This window comes from Streptomyces sp. NPDC036815, from assembly GCF_055609205.1.
Window position 1 is genome coordinate 866617 of sequence record NZ_JBVJPW010000001.1, and the last position, 18089, is coordinate 884705.

The 18089-nt window shown below is 72.8% G+C and carries 15 protein-coding genes; 6 read left to right on the forward strand and 9 right to left on the reverse strand.

Annotation, left to right across the window (positions count from 1 at the left end; translation table 11 throughout):
- Positions 1-117: 117 nt before the first annotated feature.
- Complete coding sequence (locus ACZ69I_RS03835; protein ID WP_467668376.1) at positions 118-1083, reverse strand: lipoyl synthase; 966 nt, start codon at positions 1081-1083, stop codon at positions 118-120.
- Positions 1084-1202: 119 nt separating this feature from the next.
- Positions 1203-2033, reverse strand: coding sequence for a lipoyl(octanoyl) transferase LipB (gene lipB, locus ACZ69I_RS03840; protein ID WP_470830386.1), 831 nt, complete (start codon positions 2031-2033; stop codon positions 1203-1205).
- 217 nt (positions 2034-2250) lie between these two features.
- Between lipB and ACZ69I_RS03845 the strand changes: the two genes are divergently transcribed.
- Complete coding sequence (locus tag ACZ69I_RS03845) at positions 2251-3696, forward strand: regulator (RefSeq protein ID WP_467668372.1); 1446 nt, start codon at positions 2251-2253, stop codon at positions 3694-3696.
- Positions 3697-3775: 79 nt separating this feature from the next.
- On the opposite strand, the gene ACZ69I_RS03850 is transcribed toward ACZ69I_RS03845, so the two are convergent.
- On the reverse strand, positions 3776-5143 hold the full coding sequence (locus ACZ69I_RS03850) for an NAD(P)/FAD-dependent oxidoreductase (protein WP_470830387.1): 1368 nt from the start codon (positions 5141-5143) through the stop codon (positions 3776-3778).
- Positions 5144-5408: 265 nt separating this feature from the next.
- Positions 5409-6323 carry a TIGR01777 family oxidoreductase gene (locus ACZ69I_RS03855; protein ID WP_470830388.1) on the reverse strand — a complete coding sequence of 305 codons (915 nt, stop codon included), beginning with the start codon at positions 6321-6323 and terminating at the stop codon, positions 5409-5411.
- A 78-nt stretch (positions 6324-6401) separates the two neighbouring features.
- Here ACZ69I_RS03855 and ACZ69I_RS03860 point away from each other — a divergent pair, with 78 nt between their 5' ends.
- Positions 6402-6890 (forward strand): GNAT family N-acetyltransferase, encoded by a 489-nt coding sequence (locus tag ACZ69I_RS03860; protein WP_470830389.1) that lies wholly within the window; start codon positions 6402-6404, stop codon positions 6888-6890.
- 119 nt (positions 6891-7009) lie between these two features.
- A complete protein-coding gene (locus tag ACZ69I_RS03865; RefSeq protein ID WP_470830390.1) occupies positions 7010-8212 on the forward strand; it encodes a PP2C family protein-serine/threonine phosphatase in 1203 nt (400 codons plus the stop codon).
- 22 nt (positions 8213-8234) lie between these two features.
- Here the strand turns inward: ACZ69I_RS03865 and ACZ69I_RS03870 are convergent, their stop codons facing one another.
- On the reverse strand, positions 8235-8888 hold the full coding sequence (locus ACZ69I_RS03870) for a TetR family transcriptional regulator (protein ID WP_467668362.1): 654 nt from the start codon (positions 8886-8888) through the stop codon (positions 8235-8237).
- Between the two features lie 118 nt (positions 8889-9006).
- On the opposite strand from ACZ69I_RS03870, the gene ACZ69I_RS03875 reads away from it, so the two are divergent.
- On the forward strand, positions 9007-9813 hold the full coding sequence (locus tag ACZ69I_RS03875) for an SDR family NAD(P)-dependent oxidoreductase (RefSeq protein WP_467668360.1): 807 nt from the start codon (positions 9007-9009) through the stop codon (positions 9811-9813).
- Between the two features lie 34 nt (positions 9814-9847).
- Here the strand turns inward: ACZ69I_RS03875 and ACZ69I_RS03880 are convergent, their stop codons facing one another.
- Positions 9848-10369, reverse strand: coding sequence for a DUF4240 domain-containing protein (locus ACZ69I_RS03880; protein ID WP_467670739.1), 522 nt, complete (start codon positions 10367-10369; stop codon positions 9848-9850).
- Positions 10370-10503: 134 nt separating this feature from the next.
- Between ACZ69I_RS03880 and ACZ69I_RS03885 the strand changes: the two genes are divergently transcribed.
- Positions 10504-11430: an SDR family oxidoreductase gene (locus tag ACZ69I_RS03885; RefSeq protein ID WP_467668358.1), complete on the forward strand. Its 927-nt coding sequence runs from the start codon at positions 10504-10506 to the stop codon at positions 11428-11430.
- Positions 11431-11462: 32 nt separating this feature from the next.
- Positions 11463-12434: a helix-turn-helix transcriptional regulator gene (locus tag ACZ69I_RS03890; RefSeq protein WP_467668356.1), complete on the forward strand. Its 972-nt coding sequence runs from the start codon at positions 11463-11465 to the stop codon at positions 12432-12434.
- 64 nt (positions 12435-12498) lie between these two features.
- Here the strand turns inward: ACZ69I_RS03890 and aceE are convergent, their stop codons facing one another.
- The 3 genes from aceE to sucB all read right to left on the reverse strand — a co-directional run bounded on the left by aceE (position 12499) and on the right by sucB (position 18060).
- Positions 12499-15204 (reverse strand): pyruvate dehydrogenase (acetyl-transferring), homodimeric type, encoded by a 2706-nt coding sequence (aceE, locus tag ACZ69I_RS03895; protein ID WP_467668354.1) that lies wholly within the window; start codon positions 15202-15204, stop codon positions 12499-12501.
- Positions 15205-15480: 276 nt separating this feature from the next.
- A complete protein-coding gene (locus ACZ69I_RS03900; RefSeq protein ID WP_467668352.1) occupies positions 15481-16104 on the reverse strand; it encodes a GntR family transcriptional regulator in 624 nt (207 codons plus the stop codon).
- 141 nt (positions 16105-16245) lie between these two features.
- Complete coding sequence (sucB, locus tag ACZ69I_RS03905; RefSeq protein ID WP_470830391.1) at positions 16246-18060, reverse strand: 2-oxoglutarate dehydrogenase, E2 component, dihydrolipoamide succinyltransferase; 1815 nt, start codon at positions 18058-18060, stop codon at positions 16246-16248.
- Between the last annotated feature and the right edge of the window lie 29 nt (positions 18061-18089).

The following is an 18089-nucleotide window of genomic DNA, read 5'->3' on the forward strand; positions in this document are numbered from 1 at the left end:
GCGGACCGCGTCGTTGCGGGTTCTACTAGTGGGTAGTCACTTGTGCGCGGATTCACACGGTGCGTGCGCGACCGGCATGTGCCCCCGTCACCGGCGAGGCGCCGGATGACGTCGGCGTCAGAGCGCCTGCGAGGCCACGTACGCGCCCCGCTTCTCGATCGCCATCTGGTACAGGCGGCCCGCGCGGTACGAGGAGCGGACCAGCGGGCCCGACATGACGCCCGAGAAGCCGATCTGCTCGGCCTCCTCCTTCAGCTCCACGAACTCGGCGGGCTTGACCCAGCGCTCGACGGGGTGGTGGCGCGGCGTGGGGCGCAGGTACTGGGTGATCGTGATGAGTTCGGTGCCCGCCTCGTGCAGCTGGCGCAGTGCCTCGCTGACCTCTTCGCGGGTCTCGCCCATGCCCAGGATCAGGTTGGACTTGGTGACCAGGCCGGCCTCGCGGGCCCTGGTGATGACCTCCAGGGAGCGCTCGTACCGGAAGCCGGGGCGGATCCGCTTGAAGATGCGCGGGACCGTCTCGACGTTGTGCCCGAGGACCTCGGGGCGGGACGAGAAGACCTCGGCCAGCTGGTCGGGGTCGGCGTTGAAGTCCGGGATGAGCAGCTCGACCTTGGTGTAGCCCTCGGCGCGCTCCGCCGTCATCGCGTGGATCTGGCGGACGGTCTCCGCGTAGAGCCAGGCGCCGCCGTCCTCCAGGTCGTCGCGGGCGACGCCGGTGATCGTGGCGTAGTTCAGGTCCATCGTGACGACGGACTCGCCGACGCGGCGGGGCTCGTCGCGGTCGAGGGCCTGCGGCTTGCCGGTGTCGATCTGGCAGAAGTCACAGCGCCGCGTGCACTGGTCGCCGCCGATGAGGAACGTGGCCTCGCGGTCTTCCCAGCACTCGTAGATGTTCGGACAGCCCGCCTCCTGGCAGACCGTGTGCAGCCCCTCGCTCTTCACGAGTTTCTGCAGGGCGTTGTACTCGGGGCCCATCTTCGCCCGGGTCTTGATCCACTCGGGCTTGCGCTCGATGGGGGTCTGGGCGTTCCGGACCTCCAGGCGCAGCATCTTGCGTCCGTCGGGTGCGACTGCGGACACATCGGCTCCCTGTAGCTTCGATTCTTCGGCGCACACCAGGGTACGCCCGTGATGTCGTTGGGCTTACTTCCGGCCAACCTCTGGCCAACGGGGTCCATTCCCCGGGCCGGGGGGCTCCGTCAAGCGGAGGCCGGCTCCGTCGTCCGCTCCCCGCTCGCCACCGGCTTCTCGACGAGGCGCGGCTTGAGCTCCGCGTTCTCCAGCACGTCGCGCAGGTGCCGCTCGGCGACGGGCAGCACGTCGGCGATGGTGACCTCGCGGTCCAGCTCGTACGAGAGGGATGTCACGCCCGCGTCGCGGATGCCGCACGGGATGATCCGGTCGAACCAGGTGTTGTCCGGGTTCACGTTCAGCGCGAAGCCGTGCATCGTGACGCCCTTGGCGACGCGGATGCCGATCGCGGCGATCTTGCGGTCCTCGCGGCGCTGGCCCGCGTTGGACGGGGCGTACTCCGGGCCGTTGAACCGGGCGTCGAACTCGTCGTCCTGGAGGCGCGGGTCGAAGTCCAGGGAGAGCCCGCCGAGCGCGGGGCGCTGCTCCACCGGGTCGCCGAGGACCCAGACGCCGCTGCGTCCCTCGACGCGGCTGGTCTCCAGACCGAACTCCGCACACGTACGGATAAGAGCCTCTTCCAGACGGCGTACGTGTGCTACGACGTCCACCGGCCGGGGCAGCTTCTGGATGGGATAGCCCACCAGCTGGCCCGGGCCGTGCCAGGTGATCTTGCCGCCGCGGTCCACGTCGACGACGGGGGTGCCGTCCAGCGGACGCTCGCTCGCCTCGGTCCTGCGTCCCGCGGTGTAGACCGGAGCATGCTCCAGGAGAAGGCAGGTGTCCGGGGCCTCGTCGGCGAAACGGGCCGCGTGCACACGGCGCTGCTCGTCCCAGGCCTCCTGGTACTCCACGAAGTCCGGGCCGAAGCCCAGCCGGACGAACCGAAACTCACTCACGGCAGGTTCCTCCCTGAACGTTCACCGTGCACATATCGCGCCCCTGCCACTGTACGGGCCCCCTCCGGTGGCAACCTCGGCCCGGGTTCCTCACACGATCGGATGAATGCCGGAGGAAGGTGCGTCCGCAGGCCGTGATGGCCGCTACATTCACGCCGTTCACGAGGCCATAAGGGCTGCTCACAGCAGGTCCGGAAGGCAGGAGACCGCACAGCCGATGACGGAACGACCCCCGCAGCGCACCCCCAACCGCCAGCTAGCCGCGCTCATCGCGGAAGCCGGGTTCTCCAATGCGGGCCTCGCGCGCCGTGTCGACCAGCTGGGGCTCGAGCACGGTCTCGACCTGCGTTACGACAAGACATCAGTGACCCGGTGGCTGCGCGGGCAGCAGCCCAGAGGCACCACACCCGCGCTGATCGCCGAGGTCTTCACCAGACGGCTCGGGCGGCGCCTGTCCGCCCAGGACCTCGGTCTCGACGCGTGCGCCCCGGTGTACGCGGGGCTGGAGTTCGCGGCCAGCCCCGAGGAGGCCGTCGACATCGTCGGCGGGCTCTGGCGCAAGGACTCCGGGAGCCACGCCGAGCTGCGGAAGATCGCGTTCACCCCGGCCGGGCTCGTGGTGCCCAGCCGGGACTGGCTCATCGGCCGCCCCGACGAACGCGTGGGGCGCGGGGAGGTCGACCCGTCCCACCTCCGCGTCCCCGCTCAGGGTCGCCCCGCACTGCCCCGGCAGCGGCAGGGTCCCGAGCGCGGCCCGGGCCAGCGGGTCAGCAACGGCGACATCGCGGCGCTGCGCTCCGTGGGCGAGCTGTTCCGCGCGCTCGACCACGCCTACGGCGGCGGGCACGCCCGCCAGGCGCTGGTCCGCTACCTGGAGCACGAGGCCGAGCCGATGCTCCGCGGGGTCTACGGCGAGCAGGCCGGGCGGCGGCTCTTCGCGGCCGCCGCCGACCTGACCCGCCTCGCGGGCTGGACCTCGTACGACATCGCGGCGCACGGCCTGGCCCAGCGGTACTACGTCCAGGCGCTGCGCCTGTCCCAGGCGGCGGGCGACCGGGCGTACGGCTCGTACGTCCTGGTCACGATGAGCCGTCAGGCCGTCTACCTCGGGCATGGACGCGAGGCCGTGCAGCTCGCGCGGGTGGCCCAGCAGGGCGTCGGCTCCGCGGCGCCGCACGTCGTGCAGGCCCTGCTCTACTCGGCGGAGGCGCGCGGGCACGGAGTGCTCGGCGAGGTGCGGGCCTGCACGGCGTCCCTCGCGCGGGCCGAGCGGTCCCTGGAGGCGGCCCGGCCGGGTGACGAAGTGCCGCACTGGGCGCGGTTCTTCGACGAGGCGCAGCTGGCGGACGAGTTCGGGCACAGCTACCGCGATCTGCAGCAGTACCGGGCCGCGGCCCAGTACGCCGAGCGTTCGCTCCAGCTGCGCGCCCCAGCGTTCGCGCGCTCCCGCCTCTTCTGCCGGGTGGTCCTCGCGACCGCGCGGCTGGGTCTCGGCGAGCTGGAGCACGCCTGCCAGCTGGGCGCGGAAGCCGCGCAGGCGGCGGGGGAGATGCGGTCCGCGCGGGCCCACGAGTACGTGCGCGAATTCGAGCGGCGCCTCGAACCGTACCGGGACGCGGGGCCGGTCCGCGGCTACCGGGACAAGGTCGCGGCGCTGGGCTGACCCGGGGCACGTGCGGGGAGAAGCCCCCGCGTGGGGGGCGCGGGGGCTTCCGGGGGAGCGGGACGAGAGACCGGACGGGTCAGGCCGCCGTGGGCAGCGCCTCCTGCGCGCACGCGGGGGTGATGCCCAGGTCCGTGAGGGCGGCGTGCGCCACGCGCCGCCCCGAGTGCAGGGCGCCCTGGACGGTGCTGGTGTCCCGGTGGTCCCCGCAGACGTAGAGCCCGGAGAGCAGGCGGACCGGGCGCCGGACGTCGTGCGGGGGCGGCATCGCGGGCACGGCCTCGCGGGTGTGGTGGAGGGCGAGCAGTTCCCAGCGGTGCGTCGGGGTGCCGTAGAGCGCGGCGAGGTGGGTGCGTACGGCGCGCTCGTCCGGTGGCGGCCCGAGGACCGTCGAGGAGACCAGGACGCGGTCGGCGGGGGCGCGCGACGGGTCGACCTGGCTGATGACCGAGGTGTGGGCGACCGGGCCCGCGCGGTCCGCGTCCAGGAGCAGCGCGGCACCGTCGAGCGGCGGCTCGGGCGCGGTGTGGTGGAACACCGTCACCTCGTGGAACGGAGGCACGCGCAGGCCGGGCAGGAGCTCGGCGGCGGCGCGCGCGTCGGTGGCGAGGAGGACGGCGCGGCACGGGAACTCCCCGTGTTCGGCGGTTCCGACGGAGCTCGTGGAGACCGAGGTGACGCGGACGCCGGTGCGGACCGTGCCGGGCGGCAGGGTGGCGGCGAGGAGGTCGGGCAGGACGTCGGCGCCGCCCTCGGGCACGCAGAGGCGGCCGCGCGCGAAGGCGTGCAGGGCGAGGTCCGCGCACCGGCTCGACGTGGTCAGGCCGGGGTCGCAGAGCAGCGCGGAGAGCAGCGGGCGCAGAAAGCCGTCGATGGTGCGGGAGGGCAGTCCGCGGGCGGAGAGGGCGTCACGGGCCGGGAGTTCGGGCCGGGTGAGGAGGCGTTCGACGGGGGTCGCGGCGAGGCGGGCCAGGGCGGCGCCGAGCCGGGCCTGGTCGAGGGAGGTGCCGAGGGGGGCGGGGCGGGACGTCGTGCCGGGGGCGGTTCGCGCGGGGGTCAGGGCGGCACGCGCGGGGCCGAGGGGGGCGGTCGCGAGGGCGCGCGCCGTGGTGAGTGCGCCCCTCGCGCTCCGTCCTGCCTTGGGCTCGGCGGCACGGTGGTGCCGCCCGTCGCTGTGGACCAGGAGGCCCGGGGCGAAGGGGCGCAGCACGAGGGAGCCGAGCCCCGGGGTGCGGCGCAGTTCCGGATACGAGGTGGTGAGGAGCTGCCCGATCCGGTCGAGCCGGAATCCGTCGACCTTCTCGGTGGACATCCGGCCGCCGACGTAAGGGGCGGCCTCCAGGACCACGGTCGTTACACCGGCGCTGGTCAGCCGATGCGCTGCCGAGAGCCCGGCGGCCCCGGCTCCCACGATGACGACATCCGCATGGTGCGCAGGCTCTGGCACGTGCCCCTCCCGAGGTCGCGCGGCTGATGAGGAGCTGATGCCCCGACAGCGCTCTGGAATACCCGAGTTCGGCACGAGGGTAGGAGCGGTTCCGGTCAGCGGCACTCGCGCACGCACCGGGCACGGTCGCACACAGGTCGCACGCCGGTGGCGCGGGGAGCCCGCGGCGGAAGGCCGACGCACGCTTCCCGGCAGGGGCGTACGCCGGTGACTGTGCCACTGGCACCCGCCCCGCGGCCGCACGTCGACGTCGACCGGATCGCCCTCACGTCAACGCCGACCGGATCGCCTCCTCGATACCGGGGAACGCGAAGGTGAAGCCCGACTCCAGGAGCCGCGTCGGCAGCACCCGCTGGCTGCCGAGGACGTCCCCGGCCATCTCGCCGAGCACCACGCGCAGCGCGGGCGCCGGGGCCGGGAAGAGCGTGGGCCGGTGCAGCACCCGCCCCATCGCGGCCGTCACCTCGCGGTTGGTGAGCGGATCGGGCGCCGTGAGGTTGACCGGGCCCGACAGCGACTCCGTGTCGATGAGGTGGCGCAGCGCGGCCACCTCGTCGTGCAGGGAGATGTAGCTCCAGAACTGCCGGCCGTCACCGAGACGGCCGCCGAGCCCCGCCTTGAAGAGCGGGAAGAGCCGGCCCCAGGCCCCGCCACCGCTGCCGATCACGAGGCCGTTGCGGGCGATGACGGTCCGGATGCCCGCCTCGCGCGCGGGCGCCGTCGCCTCCTCCCACTCCACGCACAGCGACGGCAGGAACCCCGTCCCCGCGGGCGCGCTCTCGTCCACCGCGCGGCGACCGGTGTCTCCGTAGTAGCCGATCGCGCTGGCGTTCAGGAAGACCCGCGGCGGCTCGTCGAGGGAGGCCATGGCGGTGGCGAGCGCCGAGGTGCCGAGGACCCTGCTGTCCCGCAGCTCCCGCTTGTAGGCGTCCGTCCAGCGGTGGTCGCCGATGCCCGCGCCCGCGAGATTGACGACCGCGGAGCAGCCGGCGAGCCCGGCCGTGTCGACGTACCCCTCCTTGGGGTCCCAGCGCACCTCGTCCTTGCCGCGGGGCGCCCGGCGCACCAGGCGCACCACGTCGTGCCCGTCGGCGGCGAGCGAGCGGGTGAGCGCCGTACCGATGAGCCCGGAGGAGCCGGCCACGGCGACGCGTGACTGTGTGGTTTCCATGGGTTCCATCCTGCCCCGCGGGGCCGGGACGGCACCCGCCGAGCGAGCCCGGAACGGCGCGTCCCCCGGCCGCCGTACAGTGGCGCCATGTCGGACATGCACATACGCACCGCACGCCCCGAGGACGACGACGAGCTCGCCCGCCTCGACCGCGCCGCCTGGTCCACCCTGCACGCCGTCCAGCCCCGTCCCGAGCCCCCCTACGAGCCGTTCTTCAACGACCGTTTCGGGCCCCACGACCATCTGGTCGTCGTGCTGGACGGCCGGATCGTCGGCTATGTGAAGCTCGGCTACCCCACTCCGCTGCTCGTCAACGCGCATGTACGGCAGATCCAGGGCTTCGTCGTCGCCGAGGAGGTGCGCGGCCGTGGCATCGGCACGCTGCTGATCCGGGCGGCCATGGACGAGGCACGCCGGCAGGGCGCCCGACGCATCACCCTGCGGGTCCTAGGGCACAACACTCCCGCCCGGAAGCTCTACGAGGCCGAGGGATTCGTCATCGAGGGCGTACTGCCCGGCGAGTTCCTGCTCGACGGCGCGTACGTCGACGACGTCCTCATGGGCCGCCTCCTCTGAACGGGGGCGGCCCGCGGAGCTTCCACGACCTTCCACGGGTGCGCACGCCTGCCCGGCGCGCCGCACCCGACGGACCGGCCCGGCGTGCGGAGGCACCGCGCGCGTAGGAGCGTGAAGAGATGATCAGGGCTGCGGCCAGACGGCGCGACGCGGACCAGCGCGACTGGCTGCTGCGCGGGACGCCACCCCCGCCCTGGGTGCGCTGGCCCCCGCCGCTGCTCCTGCTCGCGATCTTCCTGGTCCAGCTGGTCACCCCGAAGACGGTCGACCTCAGCTTCCTGGTCGCGGCCGTCCCGCCGCTCGCCGCCCTCTCGTACGGGCCCGCCGCCACCGCCGTGGTCGGCGGCGCCGTCGTCGTACTGCTCTCCCTGCCGACCTTCGGCCTCGGCCATCCCGGCAACAGCGACGAGCTCACGATCACCTTCGTCTCGCTGCTCAGCGTCGTCTTCGCGTGGGTGCGCAGCCGCCGCGAGGCCCAGCTCGTGACGGTCCGCACGGTCGCGGAGGCGGCCCAGTTCGCGGTCCTGCCCCCGCTCCAGGAGTGGGTCGGCAAGGTGCGGTGCGCGGGCCTGTACGAGGCGGCGCAGCACGAGTCGCTGGTCGGCGGCGACTTCTTCGACGTACGCCGGGGGCCGCACGGGGTGCGCGCCATCGTCGGCGACGTGCAGGGCCACGGCCTCGCGGCGGTCGGCACGGTCGCCGCGCTGCTCGGCGCGTTCCGCGAGGCGGTCCTCGACAAGCCGGACCTCGTGGGGGTCGCCGCCCAGCTCGACCGCAGGCTCGTGATCGACTCGGCGGGGCAGGAGCACGCGGAACTGTTCGCGACGGCGGTGCTCCTGGAGTTCCCCGACGACGCCTCCGTGGTGCGCGTCGTCTCCTGCGGCCACCCGCCCCCACTGCTCCTGCGCGGCGCCGAGGTCACCGAGCTGGACGTGCCGTCGGGACCGCCGCTCGGCCTCGGCATCGCGGGCCTCGCCCCGCCCGAGGAACTGACGGTTCACCTGCTCGGCGGTGACCGCCTGGTGGGCCTGACCGACGGCGTGAGCGAGGCGCGGGACGCCGTCGGCGCGTTCTATCCGCTGGTCGACCGGCTCGTCGCCATGCTCAAGACCGACGCCGGGCTCGTGGACGACCCGGCCGGGCTCGCGGAACGGGTGTGGCGGGACGTGGTCGGTTACGCGGGGCGCGTGCGCGACGACGTGACGCTGATGGTGTTCGCGCCGGGCCCCTACGGGCTGCCGGACGGCTCGGAGGACGGCTCCGACAGTTCGGCGGACGGCTCGGCGGAACCCAGGGCCCCGTACGACCCGGAGACCACGTAGAGCTCCGGACGGCGGCCCGCCCTCACTCCTCCGGCCGCGTCAGCACCCGCATGCCGCCCATGAGCTGCCGCAGGCACCGCACCGCGAGGTCCGCGGGGGAGCCGGGGCCCGTGACGTCGGCGTCCGTCTCCGCCCAGGTCTCCAGGGCGATCCGGATCGCGTCCGTGGCGGCGGCCGCGGCGAGACGGATCTCCAGGGGCCGCGCGCTTGCGCCCGCGCGCTCCGCGAGTTCCGCCACAACGGGCCGCAGCTTCTCCTCGGACTCCTGGTTCACGCGGTACCAGACCGCCCGTAGCGCCGGGTCGTCGGCGGCCGCGCGGAGCAGGCCGCGGGCCTGTCGCAGTCCGGCCCCGGCGGCCTCGTCCGGCGCCGAGAGCGCCTCGGCGACCGCGCTCCGCAGGGCGTCGGGCAGTCCCGCGCCCGGCTCGCTCGCGGCGAGCAGCGCCCGCCAGCGCTCCCCTCCGACGGCGAGCAGCGGGCCCACCGCGTCCTGCTTGCTGCGGAAGTACCGGTAGAAGGTGCGCAGCGCGACTCCGGCGCGGCCCGCGATGGCCTCGGCGGTGGTGCCGTCGGGCCCGTGCGCGGTGAAGAGTTCGGCGGCGGCGTGCGCGATCTCCAGCTGGGTGGCCAGCTTGCGGCGCTCCGTGAGGGAGAGGGGCGGCGGGGTGGTGTTCACGCGTCGCAGCCTACGCCGGGCGTGACGTGTGGGCATTTCGCGCCGACATGGCACAACATGCCACTCAGGCGTAACGTGTAGCGCGAAAGCGCGTCCGTTGGGAGAGTGGGAGAACGCCATGCAGAGCCCCGTGCAGAGCCCGAACCGTTACGAGGGGCGCCGCGCCCTGGTCACCGGCGCCGGATCCGGCATCGGTCAGGCGACCGTGCTGCGCATGCTGGCCGAGGGCGGCGCGGTGGCCGCCGCCGACGTCAGCGAGGACGGCCTGAAGGACACCGTCGCCAAGGCCGGAGCCGCCGCGGAGCGCCTCACCACCGTCGTCGTGGACATCGCCGACGAGGCCTCGGTCCGTGCGGCCGTCGCCGCCGCCACCGGCGCGCTCGGCGGCCTGGACGTCCTGGTGAACGCCGCGGGCATCCTGCGCTCCTCGCACACCCACGAGACCACCCTCGACGCCTTCAACCAGGTCGTCGCCGTCAACCTCACCGGCACCTTCCTGATGATCCGTGAGGCGATCCCGGCGCTGCTGCGGGGCGAGGGTCCGGCCGTCGTCAACTTCAGCTCGACGTCCGCGGAGTTCGCCCACCCGTACATGGCCGCGTACGCGGCGAGCAAGGGCGGCATCCAGTCCATGACGCACGCCCTCGCCGCCGAGTACGGCAAGCAGGGCATCCGCTTCACCGCCGTGCAGCCCGGCTCCATCTCCTCCGGGATGACGGACGGCTCCGGCGCCAGCAGGCAGAGCGTCGGCCCCGGCCTGCCCGAAGACGCCGACATGAGCCTCTTCCTGAAGCTCGCGCCCGCGCTGGGCCAGGGCTTCGCCGGTCCCGAGACCGTCGCCTCCGTCGTCGCGATGCTCGCCTCGGACGACGGCCGCTTCATCACCGGCACGGAGATACGCGTCGACGGCGGCACGCACTTCTGAGGCACGGGTGGGCGCCCCTCGAGGGCGACCCGTCTCACTCCCCCATGAACCGGTCCCAAAGCCTCGGATAGCTCCGCGCGAGCGCCGCCTCGTCCTCGAAGTCGACCGGTGTGCCGACCGGCTCCGGTGGGGCCGCGGGGAGGCCCAGGTCGGGGGCGACGTCGCCGGTGAGCTGCTCGTACGCCTCGTCCGCCGCGTAGCCGAGTTCCTCGCCGTCGCCGTCGAGCTCCTCGTCGAAGTCGTCCAGGAGGCCGGCGAGCGCGTCCGGGTCGTGCACGGCGCCCTCGAAGACCTCCCGGCCCTGGCCGATCAGCCAGCACCGGAAGTAGTCGAAGGCGTCGTCGCTCGCGCCCCCGAGGAGGACCGACGCCGCGCCCCACAGGTCCCAGCGGTAGGCGCGGTTGTAGCGGGCCTCGAAGTGACGGGCGAAGTCGAGGACGGAGTCCGGGTCGTACTGCAGCAGTCTCTCGACGAGCAGCTCGGCGTGGTCCTCGGGGTCGCCATCGGCGGCCTCGCGGGTGCTGTCCACGATCTCCCAGAACTCCGTCTCGTCCATCACGGGACAAGCATCGGTCCTGGAGGGTGGGGGCGCACGCGGAGTGCGCCGGAATGCGGCTGTCTCGTTATGCGTGCACATGCCCTTGGAAAAACCGACAGGAGTTGTCGCCTTTCGATGGAAGCCTCAAGGACATGGAGACCAACCAGCCCCTGACCGGAAAGACCGCCCTCGTCGCGGGCGCCACCCGCGGCGCGGGCCGCGCCATGGCCGTGGAGCTCGGCCGCGCCGGCGCCACCGTGTACGTGACGGGCCGCACCACTCGCGGGCACGTCAGCGAGACCGGCCGCACCACCGAGACCATCGAGGAGACCGCCGAACTGGTCGACGCCGCGGGAGGCAAGGGCGTCGCCGTCCCCACCGACCACCTGGAACCCGAGCAGGTCCGTGCCCTCGTCGAGCGCGTCGACCGCGAGCGGGGCCGCCTGGACGTCCTGGTCAACGACATCTGGGGCGGCGACCTGCACGTCGAGTGGGACAAGAAGATGTGGGAGCACGACCTGGAGAAGGGGCTGCGCATCCTGCGCCTGGGCATCGAGACCCACATCGTCACCAGCCGGTACGCACTGCCGCTCCTCATCAGGAACCCCGGCGGCCTGGTCGTCGAGGTCACCGACGGCACCGCCGCGTACAACGGCCCCAACTACCGCAAGCCCTTCTACTACGACCTCGCCAAGGCGGCCCCGCTGCGCATGGCGCGCGGCCTCGCCGAGGAGGTGAAGGAGTACGGCTGCACGGCGCTCTGCCTGACGCCCGGCTGGCTGCGCTCCGAGGCGATGCTCGACACGCACTTCAAGGTGACCGAGGAGAACTGGCGGGCGGGCACCGCGCAGAACCCGCACTTCGCGATCTCCGAGACGCCCGCGTTCGTGGGCCGCGCGCTCGTCGCCCTCGCCGCCGACCCGGACGTGGCCCGCCACAACGGCGCGTCCCTCTCCAGCGGCGGCCTCGCCAAGGAGTACGGCTTCACGGACGTCGACGGCTCGGCGCCGGACGCCTGGCGCTACCTGACGGAGGTCGACCAGGAGAGCCCGACCGCGGACGTCACGGGCTACCGCTAGGGCGCCCCATCGGCGCGCGGCATCATGGGCGCATGCGCGCTGCCCGCCTCATCAAGATGGTGCTCCTGCTCCAGGCCCGCCCCGCCATGACCGCCGCCGAGCTCGCCGCCGAACTCGAAGTCTCCGAGCGGACCATCACCCGGGACGCGCAGGCGCTCTCGGAGGCCGGCGTCCCCGTCTACGCGGACCGGGGACGCACCGGCGGCTACCGCCTCGTCGGCGGCTACCGCACGCGGCTGACCGGGCTCGGGCGCAGCGAGGCCGAGGCGCTGTTCCTCTCCGGGGTGCCGGGCGCGCTGCGGGAGATGGGCCTCGACGACGCGGCGTCGGCGGCCCGTCTGAAGGTGTCGGCGGCGCTGATGCCCTCGCTCCGCGACGCCTCGCAGAACGCGGCGCAGCGGTTCCACCTGGACGCGCCGGGGTGGTTCAAGGAGATCCCCGCGCCGGAGCTGCTGCCCCCGCTGGCGGACGCCGTCTGGGACGACCGGCGCGTCCTGGCCCGCTACCGGCGCGAGGACACCGAGGTGGAGCGGGAGCTGGAGCCCTACGGACTCGTGCTCAAGGCGGGCGTCTGGTACCTGTGCGCACGGGTGCCGGAGACGGACTCGTTCCGTGTGTACCGCATCGACCGCTTCACCGCGGTCGAGGGCGGCGCGGAACGCTTCGTACGCGACGAGGAGTTCGACCTGCCGGGCTTCTGGGACGAGCGGGCCGCGCAGTTCGCGCGGGCGATCCTGCGGGCCGAGGTCGTGGTGCGGCTCTCCGAGGCGGGCCTGCGGCAGCTTCCGTACGCCGTCGACGCCGTGTCCGTGCGCGCGGCGCTGGACGAGGCGGGTGCCCCGGACGAGGAGGGCCGGGTCACGCTGACGCTGCCCGTCGAGAACGAGACGGTGGCCTACACCCAGCTCATGGCCCTCGGCCCGGAGGCGGAGGTGCTGGCCCCGCCGTCCCTGAGAGCCCGCTTCACGGAGGCGTCCCGACGGATGGCTGCCCGCTACCGGTAACGGCAGCGGGCCCCCGCCCGCTCCCGACGAGGGAGTGGACGGGGGCCCGCACCAGGCCGGAGGGCTACAGGCCGTACTTGGCCCGCGCTTCCTTGACCGCCGAGGCCGGCACCTCGCCGCGGCGGGCGAGCTGCGCCAGCGCGGCGACGACGATCGACTCCGCGTCGATGCCGAAGTGGCGGCGGGCGGCGTCGCGGGTGTCGGAGAGGCCGAAGCCGTCCGCGCCGAGCGAGGAGTAGTCCTGCTCGACCCACTGCGCGATCTGGTCGGGAACCTGGCGCATGTAGTCGGAGACCGCGAGCACCGGGCCCTGGGCGCCGTCGAGCGCCGTACGGATGTAGGGCACCCGCTCCTCGCCGCGCAGGAGGGCCTCGTCGGCCTCCAGGGCGTCGCGGCGCAGCTCGGTCCAGGAGGTCGCGGACCACACGTCGGCGGCCACGCCCCACTCCTCGGCGAGCATCTTCTGCGCGGCGAGGGTCCAGTGGATGGCCGTACCCGAACCGATCAGCTGGATGCGCGAGGCGTTGGCCGCGGGGGAGTGCCCCGCCGTCTCGGCCGTGTTGAAGCGGTACAGGCCCTTGATGATGCCCTCGTCGACACCCGCGGGCTTCGCGGGCTGCGGCATCGGCTCGTTGTAGACGGTGAGGTAGTAGAAGACGTTCTGGTCCTCACCGGGAGCGGCCTCGCCGTACATGCGGCGCAGACCCTCCTTGACGATCGCGGCGATCTCGTAGGCGAACGCCGGGTCGTACGAGAGCGCGGCGGGGTTCGTCGCGGCGATCACCGGCGAGTGGCCGTCCGCGTGCTGCAGACCCTCACCCGTCAGCGTCGTGCGGCCCGCGGTGGCGCCGACGAGGAAGCCGCGGCCGAGCTGGTCGCCGAGCTGCCACATCTGGTCGGCCGTGCGCTGCCAGCCGAACATCGAGTAGAAGATGTAGAACGGGATCATCGCTTCGCCGTGCGTCGCGTACGACGACGACGCGGCGATGAAGTCCGCCATGGAACCGGCCTCGGTGATCCCCTCGTTGAGGATCTGGCCGTCCTTGGCCTCCTTGTAGTACATCAGCTGGTCGCGGTCGACCGGCTCGTACGTCTGGCCCTTCGGCGAGTAGATGCCGAGCGAGGGGAACAGCGACTCCATGCCGAAGGTGCGCGCCTCGTCGGGGACGATCGGCACCCAGCGCTTGCCGGTCTGCTTGTCGCGCACGAGGTCCTTGACCAGGCGTACGAACGCCATGGTCGTCGCCACCGACTGCGAGCCCGAGCCCTTGTCGAACGAGGCGAAGGTCTTGTCCGCGGCGGCGGGCAGCGGGGCGAGCGGCTGCGTGCGGCGGGCCGGGGCCGGACCGCCGAGCGCCGCGCGGCGCTCCTGGAGGTAGCGGACCTCGGGGGAGTCGGCGCCCGGGTGGCCGTAGGGCACCTGGCCGTCGACGAACGCGCTGTCCGGGATGGGCAGTTCGAGGAGGTCGCGCATGTCCTTGAACTCGTCCACCGTGAGCTTCTTCATCTGGTGGTTGGCGTTCTTGGACTCGAAGCCCTTGCCGAGGGTGAAGCCCTTGACCGTCTGCGCGAGGATCACGGTCGGCGCGCCGGTGTGGGTGAGCGCCGCACGGTAGGCCGCGTAGACCTTGCGGGCCTCGTGGCCGCCGCGCGAGAGGTGGAAGCACTCGCTGATCTTGTCGTCGCTGAGCAGCTTGCCCAGCTCGACGAGCGCGGGCTCGGAGCCGAAGAAGTGCTCGCGGATGTAGGCGGCGTCGCGCGTCGCGTACGTCTGGAACTGCGCGTCCGGCACCTCGCGCAGGCGACGGACCAGGGCGCCGTTGGTGTCGAGCTGGAAGAGCTCGTCCCAGGCGTTGCCCCACAGGACCTTGATGACGTTCCAGCCGGCGCCGCGGAACTGCGCCTCCAGCTCCTGCACCACGCGGAAGTTGGCGCGGACCGGGCCGTCGAGGCGCTGCAGGTTGCAGTTGATGACGTACGTGAGGTTGTCGAGGCCCTCACGCGCGGCCAGTGCGAGGGCCGCCGTCGACTCGGGCTCGTCCATCTCGCCGTCACCGAGGAACGCCCACACGTGCGAGGCGGAGACGTCCTTGATGCCGCGGTTGGTGAGGTACCGGTTGAAGCGCGCCTGGTAGATGGCGGAGAGCGGACCGAGACCCATGGAGACGGTCGGGAACTCCCACAGCCAGGGCAGGCGGCGCGGGTGCGGGTAGGAGGGCAGGCCGTTGCCGCCCGCCTCCTGCCGGAAGTTGTCGAGCTGCGCCTCGTTCAGGCGGCCGTCGAGGAAGGCGCGGGCGTAGATGCCGGGGGAGGCGTGGCCCTGGATGTAGAGCTGGTCGCCGGAGCCGGGGGCCTCCTGGGATTCCTTGCCCTTGAAGAAGTGGTTGAAGCCGGTCTCGTACAGCCAGGCCGCGGACGCGAAGGTCGCGATGTGGCCGCCGACGCCGTGCTTGGAGCCGCGGGTGACCATCGCGGCCGCGTTCCAGCGGTTCCACGCGGTGATCTTCCGCTCCATCTCCTCGTCGCCGTCGATGCCCGGCTCGGCGGAGGTGGGGATGGTGTTGACGTAGTCCGTCTCGAGGAGCTTGGGCAGCGCCAGGCCCGCGCCCTCGGCACGCTCCAGCGTGCGGCGCATCAGGTACGCGGCACGGTGCGGCCCGGCCGCCTCGGTGACGGCGTCCAGGGAGGCCTGCCATTCGGCGGTCTCCTCGGGGTCGCGGTCCGGGAGCTGGTCGAGCTCGCTCGGCTGGATTGCGGAGGGGTCGGTCATGTCGCCGCCTTCCTGAGTCGGAGGGGGTCCCCTGTTCGGTAAGGGGTGGGGGTGCCCGGTTCTTGGCAGGACAGGGCGTAAGGCTCTGGTGAGAGCCCGTCGGAGACTCTAACTCCGTGATCGATGATCGATCAAAGGGTTGAAGGCGAAAACCTCTCCATAACGAGAAAGTAGGCATCCGGTGCCAGCAAAGCGGGCACGCGGTGCCTTCGATTGCAAGGGTTTACGCAGGTGGGAGCACGTTTGGAGGCGGGGCGCCACGGATGAGCGTGGGTGTCACGGGCGCGGCGCGCAGCCCAGCACGTGGGACTTCACCAGGTCGGCGATGGCCGGGTCGCGACGCCGGAAAGCGGAGACGAGGGCCTCGTGCTCCTCGGCGTAGGACTGCTGGACCGTGCCCAGCCAGCGGATCGACAGCGCCGTGAAGACCTCGATGCCGAGGCCCTCCCAGGTGTGCAGGAGGACGGAGTTGTCCGCGGCGCGCACCAGTTCCCGGTGGAAGCCGACGGTGTGCCGGACCTGGGCCGTGCCGTCGGAGGCCCGGTCCGCCTCGTAGAGGGCCGCGACATGGGGTTCGAGGGCCGAGCAGTCCTCGGCGAGCCGCCCGGCCGCGAGCTCGGCGGCGATCGCCTCCAGACCGGCCCGCACCGGGTAGCTCTCCTCCAGGTCGGCGGCGGAGAGATTGCGAACGCGTACGCCCTTGTTGGGCGCCGACTCGATCAGCCGCAGCGTCTCCAGCTCCCGCAGCGCCTCACGCACGGGGGTCTGCGAGACCTCCAGCTCCACCGCGATCCGGCGCTCCACGATGCGCTCGCCCGGCTTCCATCGCCCGCTGACGATCCCCTCCACGATGTGCTCGCGGATCTGTTCGCGCAGCGAATGGACGACGGGCGCGGTCATGTGGGCTCCTCAGGCAGGGGCAGGCAGGCGCCCCAGGGCGTAGTGACCCCTAGACAATACGGCGACGCCCCCACTCGGAAACCTCCGAGCGGGGGCGTACGCGCTGATGAGACGAGTCTTACAGCCACGGGGGCCGCGGGACTACAGGCCGAGCTCGACCTCGAACTCGCCGGCCTCCAGGATCGCCTTGACCGCGGTCAGGTAACGGGCGGCGTCCGCGCCGTCCACCAGACGGTGGTCGTAGGAGAGCGACAGGTACGTCATGTCACGGACGGCGATGGTCTCGCCGAGGTCCGGGTGGTTGATGACGACCGGACGCTTCACCGTGGCACCGATGCCGAGGATCGCGGCCTGGTTCGGCGGCACGATGACCGTGTCGAACAGGGCGCCGCGCGAACCGGTGTTGGAGATCGTGAAGGTGGCGCCGGACATGTCGTCCGGGGTGAGGCCACCGCCACGGGCCTTGCCGGCCAGCTCGGCGGTCTTCTTGGAGATACCGGCGATGTTCAGGTCGCCCGCACCCTTGATGACCGGCGTCATCAGACCCTTCTCGGCGTCCACGGCGATGCCGATGTTCTCCGCGTCGAAGTACGTGATGGTGCCTTCGTCGTCGTTGATCCGGGCGTTGACGACCGGGTGGGCCTTCAGCGCCTGGGCGGCGGCCTTGACGAAGAACGGCATCGGGGAGAGCTTGACGCCCTCGCGGGCCGCGAACGCGTCCTTCGCCTTGGCGCGCAGCTTCATCAGCTTGGTGATGTCGACCTCGACGACCGAGGTCAGCTGGGCCTGCGAGTGCAGCGCCTTCATCATGTTGTCGCCGATGACCTTGCGCATGCGGGTCATCTTGACCGTCTGGCCGCGGAGCGGCGAGACCTCGAGGGCCGGGGCCTTCGGGGCGGCGGCCGGGGCAGCGGCGGCGGCCGGGGCCGGGGCCGACTTCTTGGCCTCGGCGGCGGCGATGACGTCCTGCTTGCGGATGCGACCGCCGACACCGGAGCCGGTGACCTCGGAGAGGTTCACGCCGTTCTCGGACGCGAGCTTACGGACCAGCGGGGTCACGTAGGCGCCGTCGTCGGCCGGGGTGGACTGCGCCGGGGCGGCGGGCGCGGCCGGGGCGGCCGGCTGGGCCGGGGCGGGGGCAGCGGCGGCGGGCTTGGCCGGGGCGGCCGGAGCCTGCGCGGGGGCGGCCGGAGCGGCGGGAGCCGGGGCGGCCTCCTGCTTCGGGGCCTCCTGCTGGGGAGCCTCCTGCTTCGGGGCCTCCTGCTGGGGAGCCTCCTGCTTGGGGGCTTCCTGCGCGGGGGCGGCCGGGGCCTCCTCCTTGGCCGGGGCCGGAGCGGCACCGGGCGCACCGATGACGGCGAGCTTGGCGCCGACCTCGGCGGTCTCGTCCTCACCGACGACGATCTCGAGCAGCACGCCCGCGACCGGCGAGGGGATCTCGGTGTCGACCTTGTCCGTCGAGACCTCCAGGAGGGGCTCGTCGGCCGCGACCTCCTCGCCGACCTCCTTCAGCCAGCGGGTGACGGTGCCCTCGGTGACCGACTCGCCGAGCGCGGGCAGGGTGACCTCGGTGCCCTCGGCGGAACCGCCGGACGGGGCGGGGGCGGCGGGAGCCTCGGCCTGCGCCGGGGCCTCCTGCTGCTGGGGGGCCTCCTCCTGGGCGGGGGCGGCCGGGGCCTCCTCCTGCGCCGGAGCGGCCGAGCCGCCCGCGTCGCCGGAGCCGTCGTCGATGACGGCGAGCTCGGCGCCGACCTCGACCGTCTCGTCCTCGGCGACCTTGATGGAGGCCAGGATGCCGGCGGCGGGGGAGGGGATCTCGGTGTCGACCTTGTCGGTCGACACCTCGAGCAGCGGCTCGTCGGCCTCGACGCGCTCGCCCTCGGCCTTCAGCCAACGGGTGACAGTGCCCTCGGTGACGCTCTCGCCGAGCGCCGGAAGGGATACGGAAACCGCCATGGTTTCAGTTGCTCCTTACGAAAATGGGG

Coding starts and splice junctions, on each gene's coding strand:
- ACZ69I_RS03855 (WP_470830388.1), bottom strand. CDS start 6,323: ATGGAACCCATGGAAACCACACAGTCACGCGTCGCCGTGGCCGGCTCC.
- ACZ69I_RS03890 (WP_467668356.1), top strand. CDS start 11,463: ATGCGCGCTGCCCGCCTCATCAAGATGGTGCTCCTGCTCCAGGCCCGC.
- aceE (WP_467668354.1), bottom strand. CDS start 15,204: ATGACCGACCCCTCCGCAATCCAGCCGAGCGAGCTCGACCAGCTCCCG.
- ACZ69I_RS03900 (WP_467668352.1), bottom strand. CDS start 16,104: ATGACCGCGCCCGTCGTCCATTCGCTGCGCGAACAGATCCGCGAGCAC.
- sucB (WP_470830391.1), bottom strand. CDS start 18,060: ATGGCGGTTTCCGTATCCCTTCCGGCGCTCGGCGAGAGCGTCACCGAG.
- ACZ69I_RS03880 (WP_467670739.1), bottom strand. CDS start 10,369: ATGGACGAGACGGAGTTCTGGGAGATCGTGGACAGCACCCGCGAGGCC.
- ACZ69I_RS03875 (WP_467668360.1), top strand. CDS start 9,007: ATGCAGAGCCCCGTGCAGAGCCCGAACCGTTACGAGGGGCGCCGCGCC.
- ACZ69I_RS03865 (WP_470830390.1), top strand. CDS start 7,010: ATGATCAGGGCTGCGGCCAGACGGCGCGACGCGGACCAGCGCGACTGG.
- ACZ69I_RS03885 (WP_467668358.1), top strand. CDS start 10,504: ATGGAGACCAACCAGCCCCTGACCGGAAAGACCGCCCTCGTCGCGGGC.
- ACZ69I_RS03860 (WP_470830389.1), top strand. CDS start 6,402: ATGTCGGACATGCACATACGCACCGCACGCCCCGAGGACGACGACGAG.
- ACZ69I_RS03845 (WP_467668372.1), top strand. CDS start 2,251: ATGACGGAACGACCCCCGCAGCGCACCCCCAACCGCCAGCTAGCCGCG.